Origin of the sequence: Absicoccus intestinalis (assembly GCF_033971885.1) — a bacterium.
Classification (GTDB): Bacteria; Bacillota_I; Bacilli_A; order Erysipelotrichales; family Erysipelotrichaceae; genus Absicoccus; species Absicoccus intestinalis.
Genome location: NZ_JALBUS010000001.1, coordinates 158,699 through 181,370, shown reverse-complemented (window position 1 = coordinate 181,370; position 22,672 = coordinate 158,699). Strand labels below are relative to the sequence as shown.

Annotated in this window: 26 protein-coding genes and 1 riboswitch; of the genes, 19 read left to right on the top strand and 7 right to left on the bottom strand. The window is 42.1% G+C overall.

The genetic code is table 11. The features are described 5' to 3' along the window. Positions 1 to 13: 13 nt before the first annotated feature. The 8 genes from MOZ64_RS00925 to MOZ64_RS00890 all read left to right on the top strand — a co-directional run bounded on the left by MOZ64_RS00925 (position 14) and on the right by MOZ64_RS00890 (position 5,731). On the top strand, positions 14 to 919 hold the full coding sequence (locus tag MOZ64_RS00925) for a patatin-like phospholipase family protein (protein ID WP_320324746.1): 906 nt from the start codon (positions 14 to 16) through the stop codon (positions 917 to 919). Continuing rightward, positions 916 to 1,455 (top strand): hypothetical protein, encoded by a 540-nt coding sequence (locus MOZ64_RS00920; RefSeq protein ID WP_320324745.1) that lies wholly within the window; start codon positions 916 to 918, stop codon positions 1,453 to 1,455. Before MOZ64_RS00925 ends, MOZ64_RS00920 begins: the two co-directional genes overlap by 4 nt. Before the next feature lie 111 nt (positions 1,456 to 1,566). After that, a complete protein-coding gene (locus tag MOZ64_RS00915; RefSeq protein ID WP_320324744.1) occupies positions 1,567 to 2,412 on the top strand; it encodes a class II fructose-bisphosphate aldolase in 846 nt (281 codons plus the stop codon). Positions 2,413 to 2,422: 10 nt separating this feature from the next. Next, positions 2,423 to 2,941, top strand: a complete 519-nt coding sequence (locus tag MOZ64_RS00910; RefSeq protein WP_320324743.1) for a YjbQ family protein — start codon at positions 2,423 to 2,425, stop codon at positions 2,939 to 2,941. 3 nt (positions 2,942 to 2,944) lie between these two features. Next, the gene (locus MOZ64_RS00905; RefSeq protein WP_320324742.1) at positions 2,945 to 3,625 is read left to right on the top strand and encodes a triose-phosphate isomerase; all 681 of its coding nucleotides are present in this window, start codon (positions 2,945 to 2,947) and stop codon (positions 3,623 to 3,625) included. After that, entirely contained in the window at positions 3,600 to 4,229 is a 630-nt protein-coding gene (locus tag MOZ64_RS00900; protein ID WP_320324741.1) for an MBL fold metallo-hydrolase, read from the top strand. The genes MOZ64_RS00905 and MOZ64_RS00900 overlap by 26 nt, the downstream gene beginning before the upstream one ends. A gap of 34 nt (positions 4,230 to 4,263) precedes the next feature. Continuing rightward, complete coding sequence (locus MOZ64_RS00895) at positions 4,264 to 5,262, top strand: patatin-like phospholipase family protein (protein ID WP_320324740.1); 999 nt, start codon at positions 4,264 to 4,266, stop codon at positions 5,260 to 5,262. Continuing rightward, positions 5,252 to 5,731: a zinc-ribbon domain-containing protein gene (locus tag MOZ64_RS00890; protein ID WP_320324739.1), complete on the top strand. Its 480-nt coding sequence runs from the start codon at positions 5,252 to 5,254 to the stop codon at positions 5,729 to 5,731. The genes MOZ64_RS00895 and MOZ64_RS00890 overlap by 11 nt, the downstream gene beginning before the upstream one ends. Before the next feature lie 22 nt (positions 5,732 to 5,753). On the opposite strand, the gene MOZ64_RS00885 is transcribed toward MOZ64_RS00890, so the two are convergent. After that, complete coding sequence (locus tag MOZ64_RS00885; RefSeq protein ID WP_320324738.1) at positions 5,754 to 6,218, bottom strand: RidA family protein; 465 nt, start codon at positions 6,216 to 6,218, stop codon at positions 5,754 to 5,756. A 74-nt stretch (positions 6,219 to 6,292) separates the two neighbouring features. Between MOZ64_RS00885 and proB the strand changes: the two genes are divergently transcribed. Together proB and MOZ64_RS00875 are read left to right on the top strand one after the other, a co-directional pair. Then, complete coding sequence (gene proB / locus MOZ64_RS00880) at positions 6,293 to 7,429, top strand: glutamate 5-kinase (protein WP_320324737.1); 1,137 nt, start codon at positions 6,293 to 6,295, stop codon at positions 7,427 to 7,429. Continuing rightward, the gene (locus tag MOZ64_RS00875) at positions 7,422 to 8,651 is read left to right on the top strand and encodes a glutamate-5-semialdehyde dehydrogenase (protein WP_320324736.1); all 1,230 of its coding nucleotides are present in this window, start codon (positions 7,422 to 7,424) and stop codon (positions 8,649 to 8,651) included. Before proB ends, MOZ64_RS00875 begins: the two co-directional genes overlap by 8 nt. 15 nt (positions 8,652 to 8,666) lie before the next feature. Here MOZ64_RS00875 and MOZ64_RS00870 read toward each other — a convergent pair whose 3' ends face one another. From MOZ64_RS00870 to MOZ64_RS00860, 3 genes are read right to left on the bottom strand one after another with little or no spacing between them, the layout of a single operon-like run. Further along, positions 8,667 to 9,080: a GtrA family protein gene (locus tag MOZ64_RS00870; RefSeq protein ID WP_320324735.1), complete on the bottom strand. Its 414-nt coding sequence runs from the start codon at positions 9,078 to 9,080 to the stop codon at positions 8,667 to 8,669. Further along, a complete protein-coding gene (locus tag MOZ64_RS00865; RefSeq protein WP_320324734.1) occupies positions 9,077 to 9,961 on the bottom strand; it encodes a glycosyltransferase family 2 protein in 885 nt (294 codons plus the stop codon). Before MOZ64_RS00865 ends, MOZ64_RS00870 begins: the two co-directional genes overlap by 4 nt. Beyond that, positions 9,948 to 12,221 carry a YfhO family protein gene (locus tag MOZ64_RS00860; protein WP_320324733.1) on the bottom strand — a complete coding sequence of 758 codons (2,274 nt, stop codon included), beginning with the start codon at positions 12,219 to 12,221 and terminating at the stop codon, positions 9,948 to 9,950. Before MOZ64_RS00860 ends, MOZ64_RS00865 begins: the two co-directional genes overlap by 14 nt. Positions 12,222 to 12,353: 132 nt before the next feature. On the opposite strand from MOZ64_RS00860, the gene MOZ64_RS00855 reads away from it, so the two are divergent. Genes MOZ64_RS00855 through MOZ64_RS00845 form a run of 3 tightly spaced genes read left to right on the top strand, consistent with a single transcriptional unit; the run spans position 12,354 to position 15,404 of the window. Continuing rightward, positions 12,354 to 12,992 carry a PIG-L family deacetylase gene (locus tag MOZ64_RS00855; RefSeq protein ID WP_320324732.1) on the top strand — a complete coding sequence of 213 codons (639 nt, stop codon included), beginning with the start codon at positions 12,354 to 12,356 and terminating at the stop codon, positions 12,990 to 12,992. After that, complete coding sequence (locus tag MOZ64_RS00850; RefSeq protein ID WP_320324731.1) at positions 12,989 to 13,684, top strand: response regulator transcription factor; 696 nt, start codon at positions 12,989 to 12,991, stop codon at positions 13,682 to 13,684. The genes MOZ64_RS00855 and MOZ64_RS00850 overlap by 4 nt, the downstream gene beginning before the upstream one ends. Continuing rightward, the gene (locus MOZ64_RS00845) at positions 13,677 to 15,404 is read left to right on the top strand and encodes a histidine kinase dimerization/phospho-acceptor domain-containing protein (protein WP_320324730.1); all 1,728 of its coding nucleotides are present in this window, start codon (positions 13,677 to 13,679) and stop codon (positions 15,402 to 15,404) included. The genes MOZ64_RS00850 and MOZ64_RS00845 overlap by 8 nt, the downstream gene beginning before the upstream one ends. Before the next feature lie 298 nt (positions 15,405 to 15,702). Here MOZ64_RS00845 and MOZ64_RS00840 read toward each other — a convergent pair whose 3' ends face one another. The 3 genes from MOZ64_RS00840 to MOZ64_RS00830 are packed head-to-tail and all read right to left on the bottom strand — an operon-like array spanning position 15,703 to position 17,373. Next, on the bottom strand, positions 15,703 to 16,557 hold the full coding sequence (locus MOZ64_RS00840) for a GNAT family N-acetyltransferase (RefSeq protein ID WP_320324729.1): 855 nt from the start codon (positions 16,555 to 16,557) through the stop codon (positions 15,703 to 15,705). Continuing rightward, positions 16,554 to 16,766 carry a hypothetical protein gene (locus MOZ64_RS00835; protein WP_320324728.1) on the bottom strand — a complete coding sequence of 71 codons (213 nt, stop codon included), beginning with the start codon at positions 16,764 to 16,766 and terminating at the stop codon, positions 16,554 to 16,556. Before MOZ64_RS00835 ends, MOZ64_RS00840 begins: the two co-directional genes overlap by 4 nt. A 10-nt stretch (positions 16,767 to 16,776) precedes the next feature. Then, positions 16,777 to 17,373, bottom strand: a complete 597-nt coding sequence (locus MOZ64_RS00830; RefSeq protein WP_320324727.1) for a YigZ family protein — start codon at positions 17,371 to 17,373, stop codon at positions 16,777 to 16,779. Between the two features lie 108 nt (positions 17,374 to 17,481). Here MOZ64_RS00830 and MOZ64_RS00825 point away from each other — a divergent pair, with 108 nt between their 5' ends. The 6 genes from MOZ64_RS00825 (at position 17,482) to MOZ64_RS00800 (ending at position 22,659) form a co-directional block, all read left to right on the top strand. Continuing rightward, complete coding sequence (locus MOZ64_RS00825; RefSeq protein WP_320324726.1) at positions 17,482 to 17,757, top strand: ArsR/SmtB family transcription factor; 276 nt, start codon at positions 17,482 to 17,484, stop codon at positions 17,755 to 17,757. 37 nt (positions 17,758 to 17,794) lie between these two features. Continuing rightward, a riboswitch (Lysine riboswitch) is annotated at positions 17,795 to 17,960 on the top strand. 59 nt (positions 17,961 to 18,019) lie between these two features. Next, on the top strand, positions 18,020 to 19,282 hold the full coding sequence (gene lysA, locus MOZ64_RS00820) for a diaminopimelate decarboxylase (RefSeq protein WP_320324725.1): 1,263 nt from the start codon (positions 18,020 to 18,022) through the stop codon (positions 19,280 to 19,282). Positions 19,283 to 19,299: 17 nt separating this feature from the next. Further along, positions 19,300 to 20,178: a 4-hydroxy-tetrahydrodipicolinate synthase gene (gene dapA, locus MOZ64_RS00815; protein ID WP_320324724.1), complete on the top strand. Its 879-nt coding sequence runs from the start codon at positions 19,300 to 19,302 to the stop codon at positions 20,176 to 20,178. Further along, a complete protein-coding gene (dapB, locus tag MOZ64_RS00810) occupies positions 20,175 to 20,894 on the top strand; it encodes a 4-hydroxy-tetrahydrodipicolinate reductase (RefSeq protein ID WP_320324723.1) in 720 nt (239 codons plus the stop codon). Before dapA ends, dapB begins: the two co-directional genes overlap by 4 nt. After that, a complete protein-coding gene (locus MOZ64_RS00805; RefSeq protein ID WP_320324722.1) occupies positions 20,891 to 21,781 on the top strand; it encodes a ketopantoate reductase family protein in 891 nt (296 codons plus the stop codon). The genes dapB and MOZ64_RS00805 overlap by 4 nt, the downstream gene beginning before the upstream one ends. Positions 21,782 to 21,876: 95 nt before the next feature. Further along, positions 21,877 to 22,659, top strand: coding sequence for a class II glutamine amidotransferase (locus MOZ64_RS00800; RefSeq protein WP_320324721.1), 783 nt, complete (start codon positions 21,877 to 21,879; stop codon positions 22,657 to 22,659). The last annotated feature ends 13 nt before the right edge of the window (positions 22,660 to 22,672 follow it).

Sequence of the window (22,672 nt, the reverse complement as noted above, 5' to 3'; positions counted from 1 at the left end):
TTCAATGGAGGAAATGATGAAAACATTTTTTGGGATCGATGATCTACCATCTGGCCATGCATCCAACCGCTTGATCCATGGCTGTATGGTCTTAGAAGGTGGGGCCTTTCGTGCCCTTTATTCAGAAGGTGTCTTGGATGCTTTGATGCAGGCCGATATCAATTTGGATTGTACCATTGGGGTTAGCGGTGGAGCCATGAATGGTCTTAGCTATACGATGGGCCAAATTGGTCGGAGTGCTTTATTAAATTTGAAATATCGCCATGATCCCGAATATGTTGGTCTGCATACCCAAAATACCGGTATCATTGGTTTTGATTTTGTGTTCAAGGGTCGATTTGCCCAAGAACATCCCTGGGATCTGGATACGTTCTATCAAAAAGAACGACGATTTGTAGCAGTTTGTACCGATCTGGAAACCGGAAAAGCTACCTATTTTGAAAAGAGTCGTTGTGATGATATCTTCAAGGCGGTCGAAGCGTCGGCTTCGATGCCCTATGTATCCAAACCCATCAAGATGCAGGGTGGTTTGTATCTGGATGGTGGATGTAGCGTGAAGATCCCGGTGCAATGGGCCATTGATCAGGGGTATGAAAAAATCGTCGTGGTACGCACGCGTCCGCGTTCCTATCGTAAAAAGGAACATACCATGCATAGAATCCATCGGCTTTTTTATAAAGACTATCCAGCTTTTCAACAACAGCTGGATACAAGCAATCGGCGGTATAATGAAGAATGTGATCGCATCGATCAATTGACCGATACCCATCGCATCTTTACTTTCTATCCGAGTGAGCCCATCACAATTTCGCGCTTGGAATCCAATATGGATAAATTAGGCCAATTGTATTATTTGGGCTATGAAGATGCCAAGGGGCAATTGGCCCAGTTAAAAACCTATTTGGAGGCGACAAAATGAAAGGTTTAGTCTTATTGTTTCCGGGCATTCGCTATACAGTGGATATGCCCTTGTTGTATTATCCCGGTTGGTATTATCGCCAACAAGGCTATGAAGTCGTACCCGTTTCGTATGGCTCACAATTTGATCAAGTTGAATTTCACAATCAAGATATCACTGCCGAAATTGAAGCGGCCAAACAATATTGTTTCCCGCAGCTGCAATCCGTTGATTATGCAAGCTATGAGACCGTGATCTTTGTTTCGAAAAGTTTAGGAACCGTTGTCGCAGGTTGGGCGCAACAAGCCCTACACATTGCATGCCAACAAATTTATTTGACACCGATCCACCAAACCTTGCCTTACTTGGATCGTGGGTGTATGGTCATTGCTGGAAACGAAGATAAAGTCTTGGATCCAGCCATCTTGCGAGCGTATTGCCAAGCGCATGCGATCGAATACCATGGTTTTCCGGGTGGTCATCGGATCGAAGTGAAACAGGATATTTCAACCAACTTAAAAACGATAGATGCCATTATCGCGCTACTGAAGAAGTAGCGCTTTTTAAATGTCCTAACAAAATTATGTCAAAAAGTCAAAAGTTATATTGTATTTAGTACAAACTCATCGTATAATGGGGCCAGAGATATTTTTAAGGAGAGTATATACATGTTAGTTACATCAAAAGCGATGTTCCAAGCTGCCCAAGCGGGACATTTTGCGATTCCATCGGCCAACTTTGTCGATGAGGATTCATTAAAATGGCATCTAGAAGTTGCTGAACAAGAAAACTTACCCATTATTATTTCGTTAGCGGAAAGTCATTTAAATCGGTTGATCGATTTAGAGACAGCGGCCTATCTAGCACGATATCGTGCTGAAAAAGCCAGTGTTCCGGTGGTTCTTCATTTGGATCATGGAGAAAGTTTTGAAACTTGTAAGAAAGCCATTGATTTGGGCTTTACTTCGGTCATGATCGATGGATCCAAATTGCCAATGGCTGAAAACATTGCCTTAACGAAAAAAGTTGTCGATTATGCCCATGCCCATGGGGTAGTCGTTGAAGGGGAAATCGGTCATGTGGGATCCAATGAAAATGCCGATGATAACGATATTTATACGACCGTCGAAGAAGCAACGACGTTTGCCCAAGAAAGTCAAGTGGATTCTTTGGCCGTTTCTATCGGTACTGCGCATGGTTTGTATAAAGGTACACCAAAATTGAATTTTGATCGTTTGCATGAATTGGCAGCGGCTGTTTCTTGTCCACTGGTTTTACATGGTGGATCGAATAGTGGTGATGACAATTTACATCGTTGTGCTACCGAAGGCATTGCCAAAATCAATGTGTATTCGGATTTCATGGTCAGTGCAGCAAAACCAGTCTTTGCCTTAGAACCAAAAGAACCAGAAGTTGAAGATTACTATACCATGAAAGCGGCTGCCAAAAAGGGCATGCAAGATATGTTGCGTCATGTCTATCAATTGTTTGCGACACAACCTGTAGAAAAATAGAGGAGGGAATATGACAGTTTATCGTAAAGTGATCCATGTACAATCCCATGGAAAAACAACATCGTATATCAATATTACGGACGAAGTTCGTCAAGCTATTGAGGAAAGTGGAGTACAAACCGGTATTTGTGCGGTCATCTCCCCACATACCACCTGTTCGGTATTCTTTGAAGAATATGCCCATGATCGGGATGAAAATGGGGATGAATCGTTGCAGCATGATTTGAATGTCGGTTTGGCTAAGATCTTCCCGGATCATGTAGATGCCAATACCTATACCTATCCGGGTGAAGAACATTATAAAGCCGTAGAGGCTTGGCCCAATGCGAAAGAGTATCTACCCAATGGTCGTCAAGATCTATGGAATGGGGATGCCCATTTGCGTTCTACCTTGATTGGTTCGAGTGAAGTGTTTGATGTGACCGAAGGAAAATTGGGTGTGGGCTCCACGGGTTATATCTATTTTGCGGATTTTGATCGTACACGCGGTCGTCAACGTCGTTGTGTCATTACGGTGTTAGGAGAATAAGATATGGAAAGAAAACCTTTTTTAGTCGTCAATCCCAAATCCTATTTATATGGAAAAGAAAGTTTGGATCTAGCCATTGCTTCCGATAAAGTGGCAGCCGATACGGGGCTAACGATTTTCTTTACGTGCCCTTATGCGGATATTCGCATGATCAAAGAACATACCCAACATGTGATCGTGACCGCCCAATCGATGGATCCATTGACCCCGGGACGTGGCATGGGACATGTCTTAGGTGAGTCGTTAAAAGAAGCAGGAGCTGGTGCCTTATTCTTGAACCATGCAGAAAATCCCAAAACTTTGAGTGATTTATATAAGACCATCAATCGGGCCAAAGAACTCGGCTTGATTTCCATCGTTTGTGCCGATTCGGTAACCGAAGCCAAAGCCGTTTCGTGTATGAAACCCGATATCGTTTTAGCCGAACCAACCGATTTGATTGGTACCGGACAAGTAGCTGATGATTCGTATACGACCGATACGTGCAAGGCCATTGCAGAAATTGATCCAGATGTCCTAGTCATGATTGCTTCGGGTGTATCCACGGCCGATGATTGTTACAATGTGGTCAAATTAGGGGCCGATGGTACAGGGGCTACTTCGGGTATCTTGAAAGCGCCAGATCCAAAAGTACGTGTTCGTGAAATGGCGGAAGCCATTGTCAAAGCTTGGAATGAAAGATAAAGGTGTTTCTTTCCGTTGGTGGGGTCATAGTTGTTTTCAAGTGACGTATAAAGACTATACCATGGTGTTGGATCCCTATGTGACAGGGAGTGTACCGGGCTATCCTCCTTTACATCTTTTGGCCAATGACGTACATTGTTCGCATGATCATGCCGATCATCATGGGCTTTCTCAAGTCACGATCCAACCAGGATCCAATCCATGGACCCTTCATTTTGTGGATAGTTTTCATGACCATCATCAAGGCAAACATCGGGGAAAAAATCAGGTGACGATCTTAGAGGCCGATGGCTATCGAATCGCGCATTTGGGTGATCTTGGCTGTATTTGTCAAATGGACCCACTGCAAGATTGCGATGTCTGGATGATTCCAGTGGGTGGCTATTATACGATCTCCGCTTTGGAAGCTAAGACCCTGATCGATGTGTACCAACCTCGTGTCATCTTGCCGATGCATGCACGCTTTGGTAAGAAAGGCTATCCGGAAATAGCTTCGATCGATGATTTTGTCTCTTTATGTGCAAACGTCCATGTGGTTGATTCTGTATATACTTACACGAAAGATTCCCCTTCGGAAATTATTCTTTTTGAAAAGAGTGTCTAATGTTTAGGCACTTTTTTTATGGTACTATAGGAACATGAATAAATTTACTGCCATTGATGATTTAAGAGACAAAACAAAACAAGTTGTTAAAAAAGTGCAATACGACCGTCAAGTTCGGACCTATGCCAATTTGAATGATCTGCCTCGTGGAATGGCTTCGAATCAGATTACGGAAGGTTGTATGGTCTTAGAGGGCGGGGCCTTTCGTGGGTGTTATACATCGGGCGTTTTGGATGCTTTGATGGAAGCCGATATCAATTTGCGTACGACCATTGGGGTTTCGGCCGGTGCAATGAATGGGGTCGGATATGTTTGTGGCCAAATTGGTCGGAGTGCGTATATCAATTTGAAGTATCGAAATGATGATCGATATGTGGGCCTGCAAGCGATGCGAACCAATCATGGCATCATTGGTTTTGATTTTGCGATGTTGGAACTCAATAATGAATGGCCAGTCGATATGGCGCGTTTTAATGCGCCCAATCGCGATTTCATTGCGGTGGTGACCAATTGTAAAACGGGAAAAGCTGAATATATGAAAAAAGGGGTTTGTAAGGATATCATTGGGGCAGTCGCAGCTTCGGCTTCGATGCCGTATGTCTCGCAAATGGTCGAAATCGAAGGACAACCCTATCTAGATGGTGGATGTGCTTGTGCCATTCCGTATCAATGGGCTTTGGATCATGCGTTTCAAAATATTGTCGTTGTCCGGACGCGGGATATTGAATTTCGTTATCCGCAAGAGCCCAATCACAATGCGATGATCCGGGCACGGTATTTAAACTATCCGAACTTAGTTAAGGTGTTAGAAGAAGGGGATATGCGGTATAATAGTCAGTGTAATGAATTGGAACAATTACGCAATGATGGGCGTATCTTCATGATCAGTCCATCGCAGCCAATCGATATTGGTCGATTGGAAAAAGATACGACACGATTGGCTGAAATCTATTATTTAGGCTATGCCGATGGGAAACGATGTATCCCAGCTTTACAAGCGTACTTACATAGGGGGAATCGAAATGATTTGTAAGAATTGCGGTCATGAAAATGATGATCGTCGCCGATATTGTGAAAAATGTGGTGAATATTTATATCCGGAAGAAGCTGTTACGGAAACAACCAAGGTGCATAAAAAAGTCGAGACCGTGGTCAAGACCGATAAGAAAAAGGTGTTTCATTATGTGATGATTGGTATGATCGTGACATTATTGGTCGTGGGTGGTTCCAGTATTTATTTTATGAATCAATTGCGGGTATCCAAAAATGCGGAGATTACGGCTTTAGAAAAAAAGAATCAAAAATTGACCAAACAAGTCAAAAAGTTAAAGCAGGAGCAATCCAAATCGGATACGTCGTATGATAAGGAAATCGCGAAATTGAATAAAGAAAATAAAGAGCAGGCCCAAAAGATCGTGGAGCTGCAAGATCAGTTGGCAAAGCTTGGTCAGGATACGAGTTCTTCCTCTTCTTCCACAAAGAAAAGTTCGTCTTCGGATTAAAAAAGATGCATCTTGGATGCATCTAATCTTGTAGTTCAAAGATGGCTTCAATTTCAATGGGAGCGTCCATTGGCAATTGATTGATGCCAACAGCCGTACGTGCATGGGTGCCATTTTGACCAAATATATCAAACAACAATTCACTAGCACCATTGGTTACAAGATGTTGTTGATCAAAACCAGTCTTGCTGGCGACAAAAGCTTGTAGCTTGACGACCGACTTAACAAGATCGAGATCACCTACTTGGTATTTGACGGCAGACAACATATTGATGATGCACAAACGGGCACATTCTTGGCCTTGTTCCAATGTGAGTGGATCACCCAACTTACCGGTATAGGCTAGACTGCCATCCAATTTACAAGGCAGTTGACCGGATACAAACAACAAGTTACCGGCTTGTTTACATGGAATATACATGGCTTTGGGTTCGCTGCTTTCTGGCAATTCGATGCCTAATTCTTCCAAACGTTTTTCAATTAACATACAAGTTACCTTCTTTCTTATGTAATCATAGGATAGAGATTTTGGGTTTGTCAATGCAAGAAAAAGGAGTTAGCATGCGAGATTTTTCTCATATCAAACATCTGATCGTTAAAGTGGGATCTTCTTCCTTGTGCGATGAAAAAGGGAACATTGATTCCCAACGCATTCTTGGCTTGGTCCAACAAATTGCGCATATTCGTCAACGAGGCATTCAAGTGACTTTGGTTTCAAGTGGGGCCATTTCAGCGGGCATGAAAGCCATGCAGTTGCACAAAAAGCCTGAGACCATTCCGGAAAAACAAGCGTTGGCGGCCATTGGGCAAGCTTCGTTGATGAAGATCTATGAAGATTTGTTTCAACTCTTTCATCTCAAGAGTGCGCAGATCTTGATGAATCATGATGATTTTGATGATCGAAAACGATTATTGAATTTCTATCATGCGATGCAAAGCTTAATTAAATATAAGGTTGTTCCGATCATCAATGAAAACGATACTTTAGCGGTCGATGAGATCAAGGTAGGGGATAACGATACGATGGCGGCTTTGGTGGTTCCCATCGTCAATGCTGATCTGGTTGTTTTGATTAGTGATATTGATGGTTTATACGATAAAAATCCCCATGTCTATCCCGATGCCCAATTGATCGAGGAAGTGGATGAGGTCAATCACGAAATTGAAGGGATGGCCAGTGATACTGATACGCAAATGGGTACAGGCGGCATGATCACCAAATTAAGAGCTGCCAAGATTTGTACGGAATATGGATGTGATATGGCCATCGTCAATGGCCAGACCCCCCATGTGTTATTGGATTTATTGGATGGCAAACCGGTTGGTACTGTATTTCATGGAGATATAGGCCGAAATTTAAATGCACGACAACTTTGGATCATGTACCAAACGTGGTCTAAGGGATGTATCATCGTGGATGCTGGTTGTGCGCGAGCCTTACGTCATCATAAAAGCTTGTTGCCATCGGGCATCCTTGCGGTATCGGGTGATTTTTCTATGTCCAATATTGTCGATATCATCGATGAAAAGGGAACCAAGTTAGCGAAGGGAATTTCGAATTACTCCAAGGAAGAAATTGATCGAATCAAAGGGAAGAAAACCAATGAGATCGAATCCATTTTAGGGGAGCATGATTATGATGAAGTGGTTCATGCCAACAATATGGTATTAGTGAAACGGAGTGAAAAACATGATTGAACAATTACTAACAGAAGCTAAAAATGCTTGTCGTACTTTTCAAATGGTTGATACCGATACGAAGATCCAGGCGTTGCATGCCATTGCTCAAAAACTGATCGATCAACAAGATCGAATCTTACAAGCCAATCAAAAAGATATCGCCCAAGCGAAGGAAAATGGTATTTCTGCAGCGATGATGGATCGTTTATTATTGAGTCCACAGCGGATCCAAGAAATGAGTGAGGGCGTTCGGATGGTTGCTCATCTGTCTGATCCGATTGGTCAGGTGATTCGGGAAATGGATCGTCCCAATGGTTTACGTATCAAACAAATTCGGATCCCGATTGGTACGGTGGGAGTTGTATATGAAGCCCGTCCCAATGTGACGGTCGATATTGCTGCTATTTGTATCAAGACCAACAATGTTTGTATCTTAAAGGGTGGTAAAGAAGCATATTATTCCAATATGGCTTTGGCCCAAGTCATGCAAGAAGCGATTGCTGATATCTTGCCGGTATCACCGATCTACATGATCGATGCGATCGATCATGAAGTGGTCACAGAATTGATCACCGATCGTGAACATGTCGATGTCATCATTCCTCGTGGTGGTAAGGGATTGATCCAGCATGTTGTCCAAAATGCGAAAGTTCCAGTGATCGAAACCGGGGCTGGATTGTGTCATTTGTATGTGGATAAAGAGGCGGATATTGATATGGCGCTTCAAATTGCGCAAAATGCCAAGCTACAAAGACCAAGTGTGTGCAATGCGATCGAAACCATCTTGGTGCATACTGATGTTGCCAAAGAATTTTTAACTCGACTTGCACCTATGTTTGCGAAAGTTCAAGTCTTTGGTGATGCGAGAAGTCTACAATATATCCCGGGTGAAATGGCCACAAAAGAAAACTATGCGACGGAATACGATGACTATAAGATCAATATCAAAGTCGTGGATTCGATGAATGAGGCCATTGAACATATTTATACGTATTCTACGAAGCATTCGGAATGTATCGTGACCAAAGATGACAAGCGGGCCCAATATTTTATGGATGCCTTGGATTCGGCTTGTGTCTATCAAAATGCATCGACGCGGTTTACGGATGGCGGTCAATTTGGGTTTGGTGCAGAAGTCGGTATTAGTACCCAAAAGTTGCATGCACGAGGACCCATTGGTCTTTCGGAAATGTGTTCGACCAAGTATGAGATTTATGGAAATGGTCAGATTCGAGAATAGGGGCAAAGGGAACGATTAGGTTCGTTCCCTTTTTTTGAACACGAGATAGCGTTGGCCAAAATAGTTCAGGCCCACAAAGAGGCACATGCCAACAAGCATGGCGCCATTTTCACAAATGGTTCGTGACATGCCTTTTAACAGATAGACAACCAAGGGTTTGGCCAGGCCATAGGCCAATAGATAACAGATCGTAATATTCAGGGCAAAGGGAATCACATCGTGGATGTCTTTGTCCTTTTTTTCAAAGGTAAAATATTTGTTTAAGAGGTAACTGAGGATGCTGCCAAAAAAGTAGTTGGAGGCACTGGAAAGCCAATAGGATAAGCCCATTCGATTATAGGCAATAAACATGATGGAAGTGCCAAATATGGTATTGATGCAACCCACCAAGATAAATCGGCCAGTGGTTTTATCGATCCATTTTGTCATTTTTGGATTTCCCTTGCTTGACTTTGTTTTTTGATGATATAAATTGGTCGATTTTTACTTTCCAAGTAACATTTGGATGCATATTCACCTATCGCCGAAAGGCAAAGGATCTGTAGACCGCCAAAGAACATCAAAAAGAAGACGATGGGTCGTATGGGTAAAAAGACAAACGAAGCAAGCAGGCTGATAAGGCCAATCCCCATACACCATTGAATGGGGGCATCGGAAAAGGAGTAGATGCCTTGTAGGGCATAGGTAAATAGGCTTTTCAAATTCCATTTGGAGCGGCCTCCTACCCGTTCGACATTATGGAAAGGAATCCATTTGGTGTCAAAGCCTACAAAAGAGAAGATGCCTTTCATATAGCGATTGTATTCTTTGCATTCCAAGATGGCATCCACCATTTGACGGGACATCATGCGAAAATCACCGGCTCCATCTTGCATATGAATGATCTTATAGAACGAGTGCGATAGGAAGTTTCGTAATTTGCCTTCGCCTTGACGGTCGATGCGTTTGCCTGCACAACAATCATAATGTTCATCCAGGATCGCATGGGCCATAGGTTTTAAAAGGCGTGGTGGATGTTGGAGATCGGCATCCATGATGACGACCAGATCGCCCTTGGCTTGTTTAAGGCCGGCATACATAGCGGCTTCTTTGCCAAAATTGCGAGAAAACGTATAGTACGAACAATGTGGATCCACTTGTGATAAACTTTCCAAGATATCTTGGGTATGGTCGCTACTGCCATCGTTCACAAAGATGAGTTCATAGGTTGTATGATCAATGGTTTGTAGTTCTTTGGTGACTTCTTGATGAAAGGCTTGGAGCACATCTTCTTCATTGAAGCAGGGAACAATAACACTAATGCAATGCATAAATCTTCCTCCTTAATATATAGATCAGCAGGCTGATCGAACTGATGCATAAACCGGCATGAAAGCCCGGTGCGTGATACGATATACGAATGGTATGGGTCCCTTTGGATAGGGGAATACCCACAAAAGCTGTATTTACCAATTTTGGTTGCACGATTTTACCATCTACCCTACAGGTATATCCGTTTTGATAGGCCAGGCTGGTGATCAAATAGCCTTTCTGATTCAGTTGGACATGGCCGGCATAGACTTCGTGATCTTTCAAGGGCAGGGATGTCACTTTTTGTATTTGCGGTTGAAAGTTTGCCGTACGGACATGGATCTGGATGTCTTGAAGTTGATAATTTCCTTTGGACAATTGAATCGATACATGGCCATTTCTATGATTTTGACTCAGGATATAGACAAAATGCGTGTTGTGATTGTAGTACGGTGAATGAATGCTGGATAATCGATTTTTAATGCCATTGATGGTAATGGTTGTGGTCTTGGTCGGATCTTTGGGTTTGACCTTAAAATCAATGATCACAATTTGTTTGTTTTTGATGGTCGGTATATCGATTGTCTTTATCGTGGTGTGTTTCGAATGCATATTTTGGTTTGGCAGAGTGGCTGCCAATTGGATCTTTGAGGTATAAGGTGTTGGCTGACTGTTGGAAACCAAGGGCCGTTCGATTAACGTATCCAGGCGTTGGATCCAAGGCAAGTGATCATACATCTTTTGATTCATGGTTGTGTGGGTCACATAGGCCAGGGGCAAGACGTTTTTATTTTGGCCGATTCGGTGGCCCTTTTGGGTATCGATCCAGTGATAACCAGCGGGTAGGGGGCCTTTTGTCACGATATTTTGGATCCCCATCATTTGTTCAAAGAACCGATTGGGAGCATCCATCATGCCCGTTCGATGTTTGGCCACCATGGGATTTTTCATCACATCATAGAAGAAATGATTGTAGCGTTTATTATACGTGGAAGAATAAGCACTCAATCGGGGAGCTTGCAGGTCATAGATGCGATTGACGGTTCGATAGCTATGTGAAAAATACGCTGTTCGTCCGGCAGGGACTTGGATGTTCTGGGTGATCTTTTGATAGGTTTGCGGTGAAACAAAGGTGGAAGGTGTATTGGTGCAAAGTACAGCAATCAACGGAACCGATAGATAGAGCCATCTTCCTTTGTTTCGTTTCAACAAACAGACACAGAAATACGTATCCAACATGAGCCATACCGGTTGGGTCTGAAAGAAGATGGGCAAAACGATCAATGGCCACATCCATATGTCGATGTGTTGTTCAAAGACATCGACCAATAACAGACAGATCCATGGTAGGAAAACGATCAATATTTTGACGCGTGCATAGAGAAAGCCATTGAGTATGTAGCTAGCTAAAGGAAAGAGCATGCAAACCACTACGATCCAGGCATAGACTTTTTTCTCTTGTTTGGTGTGGGTGATGATTGCGATCCAAGCCATCATGGTCAATCCACATCCATAGGGATCGTAGAATAAGCTTTTCATACGACCATCGGGCAAAAATAATTGGATCAGAGATGGACTGGGTCCGGTCCGTTTATTTTCAATAATATAGAGAAGCGATGGGAGCCAAAGGATGGCGCTAATCCCTATCGCAAAAAGGAAGGGTGTGCATTTCCATTGTTTCTTTTCAATGCGAATGGTCAAAAAACAAACGATAAAGGCGGCCATGCTGAAAAAATAACTGTGGAATACAATGAGGACCAGCCATAGGGTCAATGGATGCCAGTTTTCTTGATCAATGGCATGCAACGCCAAGAATAAGAAGGGCAGGAAATTGACAAACATGATCTGGCGATGGGATTGAAAGATCACAGCGGTACTGAAGATATAGAAAAAGGCACTCCAGAAACACCAGTTGGATGGATAGCCTTTATCACAAAGCCATCGATAACAACTGATAGCGCCTAGATCGATCAGACCAACCATATAGACAATAAGGATGGTGGCCATCGATACTTGAGGCAAGAGGATCGATAGCAGTACGTCTGGACGCATAAAGCCATAATAACTAAAGGCAAAGGCATTGGATCCGGCTTGTAGATGGGGGTAGTATTCGGGCCATAGGGTATGATATTTCCATACCATGTGGCGATAGTAGTCAGGAAAGACAATGTGTTGATTCAACCAATCCACCCGACTTCCAAACCAATAGCCATGGCTTAAACAACCGATCAATAAAATGGGAACGATCACTAAGATGGTCAAATGTATTTTTCGTTTCATACCGAAAGCATACATGGCATATCTTAAGAAATACCCAAAGAAGAGTTAAAGAATTTTGAATGTATTTCTTAAAGAAAATTAAGATTTGAAAGGAATATTTTATTCTACAATAAACACATGAGACAAATATGTATGATGCTGTTAACGGCCAACTTGTTTTTGGGTACGAGCATGGCCAAACCACAGCAGCCAGTCAAAGAACCCCATGCATTAATGATCGTCGCCCATCCGGATGATGAATCCATTTGGGGTGGACAACATTTATTAGATCAGAAAGGAGAATATGTGGTGGTTTGTTTGACCAGCAAGAACAATCCAACCCGCAATAAAGAATTTCATCAAGCCATCAAACAAGCCCATGATCAAGGGGTGATGTATGCGTATCCGGATAAGGTCCAGGGGAAGAGGAGCCAATGGAAAAAAGAACACAAACAAATCGAAAAGACCATTCGTTATTGGGTCAGAAAGAAGCATTGGACCAAGATCGTAACGCATAATCCCGATGGGGAATATGGGCATCAGCATCATCGGATGACTTCCGAAATGGTCACCAAAGAAGTGAAAAAGATCCATGAAACCAATCGTTTGGTTTATTTTGGGAAATACTACAAAAAAGGGAATTTACCGTTTTCGATGCGTCAGAAAAAGATGAGCGTGGAAAAGAAGAATCTATTGAAAGCGTATGGATCCCAAAAACTTGTGCTTCAACATCTTCATCATATGTTACCATATGAAAAATGGGTAAAATATAAAGATTGGAGCAAACAATGACAACAAAAATCATAATTGCGGATGATAATGCCGATATTCGAGAAATCGTATCGGTGTTATTGTCGAGTGAAGGCTATCGCGTGGTTGCAGTGCCAGATGGGAAAGCGGCGTTGGAACACATGGAAGAAGATATTGATTTGGTCATCTTAGATGTCATGATGCCTGATATGGATGGTTATCAAGTTTGTCGAAAAATTCGACAAATCAGCAATGTTCCCATTTTGTTTTTGACAGCCAAAGGATTGGATGCCGATAAGACCCTTGGCTTTTCCTTTGGGGCGGATGACTATTTGGCCAAACCATTTTCCTACAATGAATTGACAGCCCGGGTCAAGGCTTTATTGCGACGGTATCAAATTTATAAAGGCAAAGCACAAGATCATCATCCAACCCCCTCGCTTTCTTGTGAGGGATTGACGTTGGATCCAGCACAGAAACAAGTGCTGATCGATGAAAAACGGGTGGATCTGACCGATACGGAATGTGCCATCTTACAACTTTTAATGACCAATCGTGGACAATTGTTCTCTGCTGCCATGATTTATGAAAAAGTATGGGACGAACCGTATTTTTATTCCGCTAATAATACAGTCATGGTCCATATTCGCAATTTACGCAAGAAGATCGAACAAGACCCGGATCATCCAAGATACATTCATACCGTTTGGGGCAGGGGGTATCGTTTTGATTAAGCGTTTGTACTTCTCGCTTCTTTTAGGGATCGTATGTTTTGTATTGCTTTATCCTTTGCATGCGATATGGCTAACCAATGAACCAGAATTTAAGGTCGAACCATTGGTCGATCAATTAAAACAAGCTTCTTTTGATACGTTTCCATCCCTCTTGGAAAAACATACGCAACAAGCTGGCTTTTATGTGGAATCCAATGAGCAATTTCTTGTCGTGGGAACCGTGTATGATCCACAACAATCATATGCATTTACGGATGCCAAGGGACAATCGGTCTTTTTGGTGGTTTGTCCGACCCAATATCAAGCCGCGCATTTATGGAGCGGGATGGTAGCGGGTTGTTCTCTAGCCATTGGCTATCTTGGTTTTCGCTTCACTTCAAAAAATCATTCGATCCATTTACCGGCTTTTTATGAACGACAAGGCTTGGCACAAAAACTATTTCTTTGTAGTGTGGCAGCCATTGGCATTTGTTTCGTTGCGTATTTAGGTACGTATCGCATCAATCAAGTATGGATCCAATGGTATCAAGAAAATGTGACGCAACAACCAGATATAACTCCTTTCCAAAAGGAGTTACGAAGCTATGCCAAAACGGTTTCATTAACGACGAAAAATAAAAGGATCATTTCACAAACCATTCAAAAGCAGATTGATTCACAATATAAAAGTGTCAGTATTGCCAATGATCAAAAATGGATCAATATTGATCCAACTTGGAAACCAAAAGAATTAAGTCAACATGTAGATAGTGATACCTATGGTTTTTCTCATTCATTTTTGGTTCAATGGAAGAATAAAAAGACATGGGTCTATGTGAATACCTATCCAGAATTGTATTGGCTCAATAAGATGATGATTGGAGAAATGGCCATTATCTTTTCTTTTTATGTTTTGATCCTGTATGCCTTTATGAAAAAACAAGTACGGATCATTCAAACATTGACCAATGACATTGCGTATTTAGAAAATGGGGATTGGTCCCATCCCATTCAAGTCCATGGTCAAGATGAGTTAAGTCAATTGGCTCGACAAATGGATGAGATGCGTTTGTATACGTATGAGAATATGCAGACAGAAAAACAGGCCATTCAGGCCAATCATGATTTGGTCACATCCATGTCGCATGATATTCGAACACCACTAGCGACATTAAAGGGGTATTTAGAAATATTGTCGCTAAAAAAAGGGGAAGAAGCAAGGCAAGAACAATATATTCAGCGATGTTTGAAAAAGACGGATGAATTGATCGATCTATCCGAGGCTTTGTTTAAACAAAGTCTACATGTGGCCGATCAAGAGAAGATGTATATAGGTCGGATCCGGATCTATGAAATCATGGCTTTATTGAAAGATCAAATCGAAGATCTAAAAAAAAGAGGATACGATATCCAGTTGACCGAAATGGAACCACAAGGATCTATCCAAGGAAATCTACCTTTGATCCATCGAATCTTTGATAATTTATCTTCCAATATCATCAAATATGCAGATAAAAAAAGGCCGGTACATATCTTGATCAAGATCGAGAAAGGGGAATTGTATATCCGGTTTGAGAATTTTATTGCACCGAAACAAGATGTGGAAAGCAATCATATTGGTCTACAAAGTGTGCAACTCAGCATGAAACAGATGCATGGCACCTATTTTTGTGAACAAACCAAAAATTATTTCTTGATCGTATTGACCTTTCCATTATGTGATGAAAGAGCAATCACCTAGATCGATAGGGATAGCTCTTTTTTTATCTTGATTTCGATGTAAAAGCCAGCCAAGACAAGGCGCTTGGGTTTCATGTTTCTTTAAAATGCCATCGTAAGGGGCAATGGCAATCAAATCTTTATAAGAAAGAGCACGATTCATTACTATGATGAAGTACCTCAAATCTGTTCGATTTTTGGCCCAACTTTTTTTGGGGGGATAGCTCAATGAAACCCTTTCGATTGAAAAAGGTTGATAGGGTATATATTTTGAACCTTTCCATAATGAGTCATCTCGGAAGGAGAAAGGGTTGTTTTGTTTAACGTGTCCAAATGGGATGACGCAATTGTTGATAGATGGTCTGGATACTTTTTAAAGGAGCATGACTAGCGCGTGCATAGAGTTTGGGATCATTTAAACGGACCATCAATGTTTTGGTCTTGCGAGGATGATGCAGAATATAATATTTTTCTAAATGCTCACTGGCACTGGTATGGATCCGTAGATTGGTTTCCTTTAAATACGCTAAAAAATCATCGATAGCTGTACTATCGATGTACCAAATGGTATCAATGGAATGATCCGATACGATGGCAATTCCTTTATTGGTGGTCAGTACTTGTTTCTTCGTAGCCATTTGATAACGCAAATACGCTAAATATTGTTCGTGATTGAGGATAGGGGTTCCTTCAAAATGATCCATAAATGCAGTATAGATATCATAGGAATCATGAAATGTCGTTGATACGTGTGTCGCATTTCCTTTTTTATGGGGTTCGATCCAAGCCACTTTGCCATAGGTTACGGGTTGAAAACGATAATTTTCGAATAATTGCGGAAAATCCGTTACACAATAGGTCAACACATGATTGTAGTGGCTTTGTTCCAATATGACTTTTAATAAAGCCTTAAAATGGCCGTGTTGCCGATGATTGGGATGGGTACAAGCTAAACAGATTCCAAGAGCCGAAACCCTATGATCGCCCAATTGGATCTTGGTTGGTATGGTTTGGATCAAACTGATCAAATGATCATTTTGCCAATAGCCATATAAATGATGAGGATCGCATTGATGCATCATCCAAGCTTGTATTTGATGAGGTTCCCATTGGATCATCGATACTTCCAAAAGTTGCTGGATATCCTCTGTCTGATTGGTAAATGTGGATATCATTGGTCCTCCTCATCGTGTTCCGTATATTCGGCATCGATCGCATCCGGATTGCGTTTTTCTGATTGGACCGTTTTCTTTCTTTGTTGCCAAGCACCATATATAAGCGAAACGATATAAAGGACCAATAAAACGGGCAATAAGAAAGGCAAGAATTGAATGAGAAGGATCATGAGGGCAAACAATAGGATATAAGTATAAAAAAATCGCATAGACTCTCCTTTAGATGGGGGTTTCCCATTCCATCTGACCAATGGCTATGGGATGAATCGATCCATTGGACATTTCTTGTAGATCGGGTGTGATATCCCGATCCGTTACATATTGATACGTCACTTGTTCGTTGTATTCTTTGGATGTGATCTCAATTTCATGGGTACGAAAATACGCATCCAACTTACCAATCAGATCATAGCCAAACGTAATGGTGTATTCTTCCAATCGTTTGGTTTCGGATTTGGTGGCTTTATCCAAGGCTTCTTTGACACTGGAACTATAGGCGCGAACCAAGCCGCCTGTTCCTAATTTGATGCCACCAAAATATCGAACCACGACCACAAAGATGTCTTCCATCTGGTTGTGTAATAAGACATCCAACATCGGATGACCAGCTGTTTGACTGGGTTCTCCATCATCATTGGAACGCACAATGTTGCCAATGATCATTGCCGTACAATAATGACGAGCTTGGGGATGTTGTTTTTTGATTTGTTTCAAAAATTCTTTGGCTTCTTGTTCGTCATTGGTTCGATGCAAATAGGTGATGAATTTGCTCTTCTTGATTTCGATGGTATGGGTCACATCTTCCATGATTCTCATAGACTGATTCTACCATGCCAAGGACCGTTTTGTCCTTTTTTTTAGGAAACATAGAAAAATATGATTATATGGTTAAAAGAAGTTTGAGACCGATAGCGAGGTGAGAGAATGGAATCCTATGCACAAACAACACGGGTATTAAAAGCTTTATCGGATCCAAAGCGATTGGAAATTGTCGATCGATTGATGGAAAGAGAATATTGTGCTTATGAATTGTTACCTTTATTTGAAGTGACACAACCCACTTTATCGCATGATATGAAAGTATTGAGTGAAGTCGGTGTGATCAAGCAACAACGAAAAGGAAAAAATGTGGTTTATTCTGTGAATCGAGAAGTTTTAGAAGATGTCGTGCATCATCTGAATGTGATCATTTCAAAGTGAATGATTTACAATGATCAACGAAAGTGATACACTAGGTTCAAACGATAGAGGCGCAAAAAAGACACCATAGGAAGGGAGTCGGCAGATGTTGATTTTCTATGGTAGCGATTTTGCCGAACTACATATGCAGGCATGGATATGTGGTGGGCTTGCAGAGAAGATCTGTAAGACTGTCTACCTTTGGTAGGAGAGCTATCTGATTGCCTTTTATGTAACCAGTAAGATAGCTCTTACTGGTTTTTTTGTATGAAGGAGGAAAGTGATGTTAGAAATTGGTGGCGTGAGAGTGGATACTCTCGCAAAAACATATAAAACACCCTTGTTTGTCTATGATGAAGATCAATTACGATCTCGTTTACAGGAATTTGCGACCTTGTTTCGATCCCATACGATGGAAACGGGAATCTTATATGCGTCCAAAGCCTTTAGCTGCAAAGCCATGTTGCGATTGGTCAAAGAATATGGCTTGTGTTTGGATGTCGTATCCGGAGGCGAACTGTATACCGCAAAAGCCGTTGATTTTGATATGTCCAAGGTTTATTTTCATGGCAACAATAAATCCAAGGATGAATTGGAAATGGCCATGGCGTATGGCGTAGGTACCATCATTGTTGATAACTTGATGGAAGCGCAAATGCTTCATGAAATGAGTCAGACTATTGATCATACGATCCATGTCTTGCTTCGTGTCAATCCCGGTATTGATGCACATACCCATAAATACATCGTAACGGGACATGTCGATAGTAAGTTTGGCATTTCTTTACTACAAGAAAAAGAATTGGTCGAAGTGATCAAGACCTTTGATGAAGATGAACATCTATCGTTTGATGGTTTACATGCCCATATTGGATCGCAAATTTTTGATAAAAATGCGTTTGTCGCCGAAATTGAAAAAATGTTTGGCTTTATCAAACACCTAGAAGATACCTATGACATCCATTTAAACACGCTGGATCTAGGCGGTGGATTTGCGGCCACCTATACATCCGAAGATCACCCCATTCCTTTGGATGAAGTTTGTACGACCATTCTTTCCCATTGTGAAAAACAAAATCAAGCATTGGGTCTATCCATTCAAAAGATCTTGATCGAACCGGGCCGCAGTGTGGTGGCCGAAGCCGGTTCTACCCTTTATACGGTAGGATTTATGAAACAAACACCCAATAAAAACTATGTCTTTGTGGATGGAGGCATGGCCGATAATATCCGACCAGCTTTGTATCAAGCCAAATACAATGCCGATATTGCCAATAAAATGGAGGCCCCAAAAGATACGATCTATACCGTTGCGGGTAAAGCTTGTGAATCCGGTGACATTTTGATTGAAGGCATTGCCTTACCAAAATGTGAACCCGGCGATCTTTTGATCACCTATACAACCGGTGCCTATGGCTATGCCATGGCTTCTCACTACAATAAAAACCCTTTGCCTGGCGTTGTCTTTTGCCGACAAGGAAAAGTGCGTGAAGTGATTCGTCGTGAATCTTATGCGCATTTGATCGATCTCGAAACCGATGAATAAGAAAGGATGTGTTTTCAATGATCAAAGGTTCTATTGTTGCATTAATTACGCCATTTCATGAAGATGGCAGCGTTGATTTTGATAAATTAGGTGAATTGTTGGAATTCCATGTGGCCAATCATACCGATGGCATCTTGGTTCTAGGAACAACCGGTGAATCCAGTACCATGACCCATGAAGAAGACGATGCCGTTGTCCGCTATACGATCGATAAGATCGATCATCGGATTCCCGTTGTGGTTGGAGCGGGTTCAAACGACACCAAAACCGCAGTGGATAAGAGCATAAAATATGAAAATATGGGTGCCGATTATTTATTGATCATCACTCCTTACTACAACAAGGCCAATGAAGGTGGCATGATCGCACACTTTACCACCGTTGCTGATTCCGTCCATACCCCGATCATTCTCTATAATGTACCGGGTCGTACCGGATGTAAATTGAGTGAACACGCCGTAGCCGTCTTATCCCAACACCCAAATATTTGTGGCATCAAAGAAGCCAGTGGCGATATCAGTTATGCCACTCGCATTTCTCGTTATCTCAACGATGATTTTGTGATGTATTCCGGGAATGATGATATGGTCGTACCTATTCTTTCCTTGGGCGGTTCTGGCGTGATTTCGGTCTTTGCGAATACCAACCCCCAGGAAGCCCATGATATGGTACAAGCCTGGTTGGAGGGTGATTTAAAACAATCCTTATCCATCCAACAAAAATACTTGGATTATATCCATGCCTTATTCTGTGAAGTCAATCCTATCCCTGTCAAGGCCGCTTTAAACTTGATGGGCAAAAATGTGGGTGGCTATCGTTTGCCACTGTATCCAATGGATCCAAAAAATCACGATCATTTGGAAGCAGAAATGAAGAAAGTAGGCATCATCGCATGAAATTGATCATTGGTGGCAACGGAAAAATGGGCTCGCTCATCAAAGAAACTGCACAAAATTTAGGCCATACTGTCTTGGCGAATGTGGATACATCCAATCTGGATATTTTAGATCAAATCGAAACGGCCGATATGATCATTGATTTTTCCCATCGCGATAATTTAAGTTGGATCCTGGATTATGTCCAAGCGCATGATTGTGCCTTGGTGTATGGAACGACCGGTTTGGAGGATGATCAAAAAGAACAATTGGTCACTTTGTCAAAATCCCATCCCGTCTTCTTTTCGGCCAATTATTCGTATGGTGTGGCGGTCTTTTCGGAAATCCTGAAAGTCGCTGTTCCTCTTTTAAAAGATACGTTTGATATGGAATTGGTCGAAACCCATCACAATCAAAAGGCCGATGCCCCCAGTGGTACGGCCAAAGCCATCCTGGAAATCATGAATCCCGATGGTGCCTTCAAAGAAGTCTATGGTCGTCATGGCCTGATTGGTCCGCGTCAAAAGGAAATTGGTGTGCATGCTTTGCGTGGTGGCACCGAAGCTGGGGAACACACCGTGCACTTCTTTGGGGATAATGAATCCATCACTATCACGCATCATGCGACCAATCGGCAGATCTTTGTGAATGGCGCATTAAAAGCCGCTGCCTGGCTCGAAAACAAACCAGCTGGATTGTATGGCATGAACGATCTTTTAGGAGTCGATCACGCATGAAAATTGCGATGATCGGGCGCGGTGCCATTGGCACTTTGTATGGCCAATTGTTTGAGCAAGGAGGGCAAGATGTCATCTTTCTAGTGGATGAAACACGTAAAAAACGTTACGAAGCCGATCCCTTGATTTGTAACGGCAAAAGCGTAGATTTTCACTATGAAACCCAAACAGAACCTGTTGATCTTTTATTTCTTGCCACCAAATATGCCGGTCTAAACAGTGCCATAGCCTTGGCTGGCCCATCGATTGATGCGCATACGTTGATCGTTTCGGCCTTAAATGGCATTCGATCCGAAGACGAATTGCGCCAAGCCTTTCCGAACAATTTGGTGATTCGTACCATTGTCCAAGGCATGGATTCGACCTATTTACAGAATCAATGTACCTATCATGTGGTGGGGGAATTGGTATTTGGCCCAGATGATCCGGATCAAAAAGAAGCCTGTCAACGACTGAATCAATTGTATACGAGTTGTGCAATTCCTCATCGATGGGTCGACGATATCATCAAAGAACAATGGAACAAATTGATGTTGAATTGCGGCCTCAATCAAACATGTGCTGCCTATTATACAACATATGGTGGGATCAAGGTCGATGGCCCGCTCCAAGACATCTATATGAAAGCCATGTTGGAAGTCAAAGCGGTGGCCAATGCCCAAAACATTGCCATTACCGATGCGGATGTACAACATTGGTTCGAAGTGATGAAAACCATGTCCAATGAAGGCATGCCCAGCATGCGACAAGATATCATTGCCCATCGCAAGACCGAGCTGGCCTTATTTTCTGGAACGGTCGTTCCCATTGCCAAACAGCTTGGCATCCAAACACCGGTATTGGAAGATCTAGCCAAACGGATCCAAGCCATAGAAGCGGCGTTCTAAAGAATATTTATATAGATTAGAAAAAGAAACAATGCATAGAACTTTCACAAATCAAGAGTTTTTAGCTATAATAAAATTCTGAAAGGGGAAGGATCATGTGTGAATTGTTTGGCTTTTCGGGAAATACCTATCAAGAAATGAATGACTATTTGGATGTGTTCTATTCACATAGTGTACGTCATCCTCATGGCTGGGGATTGGCCATCTTGGATGGGAAGGTTTCACGCGTAGAAAAAGAGTCCAAACAAGCCTCGCGCTCTTTCTATTTGGCTGAACGCTTATCCGAGCCGATTTATGCTCGGACGTGTCTTGCTCATATTCGCTATGCGACCGTAGGCGAAATGAAACGCAATAACTGCAACCCCTATCGCTGGGTCGATCGATATGGTCGCACCTGGACGATGATCCATAATGGCACGATCTTTAACTATGAACCTTTGAATCAATATAAGAAAGTCCAAGAAGGAGAAACCGACAGTGAACGGGTCCTTTTGTATATTGTGGATGCGATCAACCGCAAAGAAATTGAATTAGGCAAAGAATTGAATCAAAAAGAACGCTTTGAACTCTTGGATACCTTAGTTTGTGACGTATCCAGAGGGAATAAATTAAATTTGATCATCTATGATGGCGACAATTTCTATGTCCATACCAACGAAGCCCATACGCTTCATCAATTAGAAACACCAGAAGGACGCTATTTTTCGACCAAGCCTTTATCGGATGAAGATTGGCAACCCGTCCCATTGACCCAGCTGTTGGCCTATCAAGATGGCGAGTTGGTCTATCAAGGCACCAAGCACCATCATGAATATATCTTTAATGCCGATCAATTTAAATCCATTGGCGGTGAATTTATTGATTTTTCCAATCTATAAGAAATGGCTCATG

What these genes read in the sequence shown, in the direction of transcription:
- MOZ64_RS00925 (WP_320324746.1), top strand. Translation starts at nt 14, where the DNA reads ATGATGAAAACATTTTTTGGGATCGATGATCTACCATCTGGCCATGCA.
- MOZ64_RS00920 (WP_320324745.1), top strand. Translation starts at nt 916, where the DNA reads ATGAAAGGTTTAGTCTTATTGTTTCCGGGCATTCGCTATACAGTGGAT.
- MOZ64_RS00915 (WP_320324744.1), top strand. Translation starts at nt 1,567, where the DNA reads ATGTTAGTTACATCAAAAGCGATGTTCCAAGCTGCCCAAGCGGGACAT.
- MOZ64_RS00910 (WP_320324743.1), top strand. Translation starts at nt 2,423, where the DNA reads ATGACAGTTTATCGTAAAGTGATCCATGTACAATCCCATGGAAAAACA.
- MOZ64_RS00905 (WP_320324742.1), top strand. Translation starts at nt 2,945, where the DNA reads ATGGAAAGAAAACCTTTTTTAGTCGTCAATCCCAAATCCTATTTATAT.
- MOZ64_RS00895 (WP_320324740.1), top strand. Translation starts at nt 4,264, where the DNA reads ATGAATAAATTTACTGCCATTGATGATTTAAGAGACAAAACAAAACAA.
- MOZ64_RS00890 (WP_320324739.1), top strand. Translation starts at nt 5,252, where the DNA reads ATGATTTGTAAGAATTGCGGTCATGAAAATGATGATCGTCGCCGATAT.
- MOZ64_RS00885 (WP_320324738.1), bottom strand. Translation starts at nt 6,218, where the DNA reads ATGTTAATTGAAAAACGTTTGGAAGAATTAGGCATCGAATTGCCAGAA.
- proB (WP_320324737.1), top strand. Translation starts at nt 6,293, where the DNA reads ATGCGAGATTTTTCTCATATCAAACATCTGATCGTTAAAGTGGGATCT.
- MOZ64_RS00875 (WP_320324736.1), top strand. Translation starts at nt 7,422, where the DNA reads ATGATTGAACAATTACTAACAGAAGCTAAAAATGCTTGTCGTACTTTT.
- MOZ64_RS00870 (WP_320324735.1), bottom strand. Translation starts at nt 9,080, where the DNA reads ATGACAAAATGGATCGATAAAACCACTGGCCGATTTATCTTGGTGGGT.
- MOZ64_RS00865 (WP_320324734.1), bottom strand. Translation starts at nt 9,961, where the DNA reads ATGCATTGCATTAGTGTTATTGTTCCCTGCTTCAATGAAGAAGATGTG.
- MOZ64_RS00860 (WP_320324733.1), bottom strand. Translation starts at nt 12,221, where the DNA reads ATGAAACGAAAAATACATTTGACCATCTTAGTGATCGTTCCCATTTTA.
- MOZ64_RS00855 (WP_320324732.1), top strand. Translation starts at nt 12,354, where the DNA reads ATGATGCTGTTAACGGCCAACTTGTTTTTGGGTACGAGCATGGCCAAA.
- MOZ64_RS00850 (WP_320324731.1), top strand. Translation starts at nt 12,989, where the DNA reads ATGACAACAAAAATCATAATTGCGGATGATAATGCCGATATTCGAGAA.
- MOZ64_RS00840 (WP_320324729.1), bottom strand. Translation starts at nt 16,557, where the DNA reads ATGATATCCACATTTACCAATCAGACAGAGGATATCCAGCAACTTTTG.
- MOZ64_RS00835 (WP_320324728.1), bottom strand. Translation starts at nt 16,766, where the DNA reads ATGCGATTTTTTTATACTTATATCCTATTGTTTGCCCTCATGATCCTT.
- MOZ64_RS00830 (WP_320324727.1), bottom strand. Translation starts at nt 17,373, where the DNA reads ATGAGAATCATGGAAGATGTGACCCATACCATCGAAATCAAGAAGAGC.
- MOZ64_RS00825 (WP_320324726.1), top strand. Translation starts at nt 17,482, where the DNA reads ATGGAATCCTATGCACAAACAACACGGGTATTAAAAGCTTTATCGGAT.
- lysA (WP_320324725.1), top strand. Translation starts at nt 18,020, where the DNA reads ATGTTAGAAATTGGTGGCGTGAGAGTGGATACTCTCGCAAAAACATAT.
- dapA (WP_320324724.1), top strand. Translation starts at nt 19,300, where the DNA reads ATGATCAAAGGTTCTATTGTTGCATTAATTACGCCATTTCATGAAGAT.
- dapB (WP_320324723.1), top strand. Translation starts at nt 20,175, where the DNA reads ATGAAATTGATCATTGGTGGCAACGGAAAAATGGGCTCGCTCATCAAA.
- MOZ64_RS00805 (WP_320324722.1), top strand. Translation starts at nt 20,891, where the DNA reads ATGAAAATTGCGATGATCGGGCGCGGTGCCATTGGCACTTTGTATGGC.
- MOZ64_RS00800 (WP_320324721.1), top strand. Translation starts at nt 21,877, where the DNA reads ATGTGTGAATTGTTTGGCTTTTCGGGAAATACCTATCAAGAAATGAAT.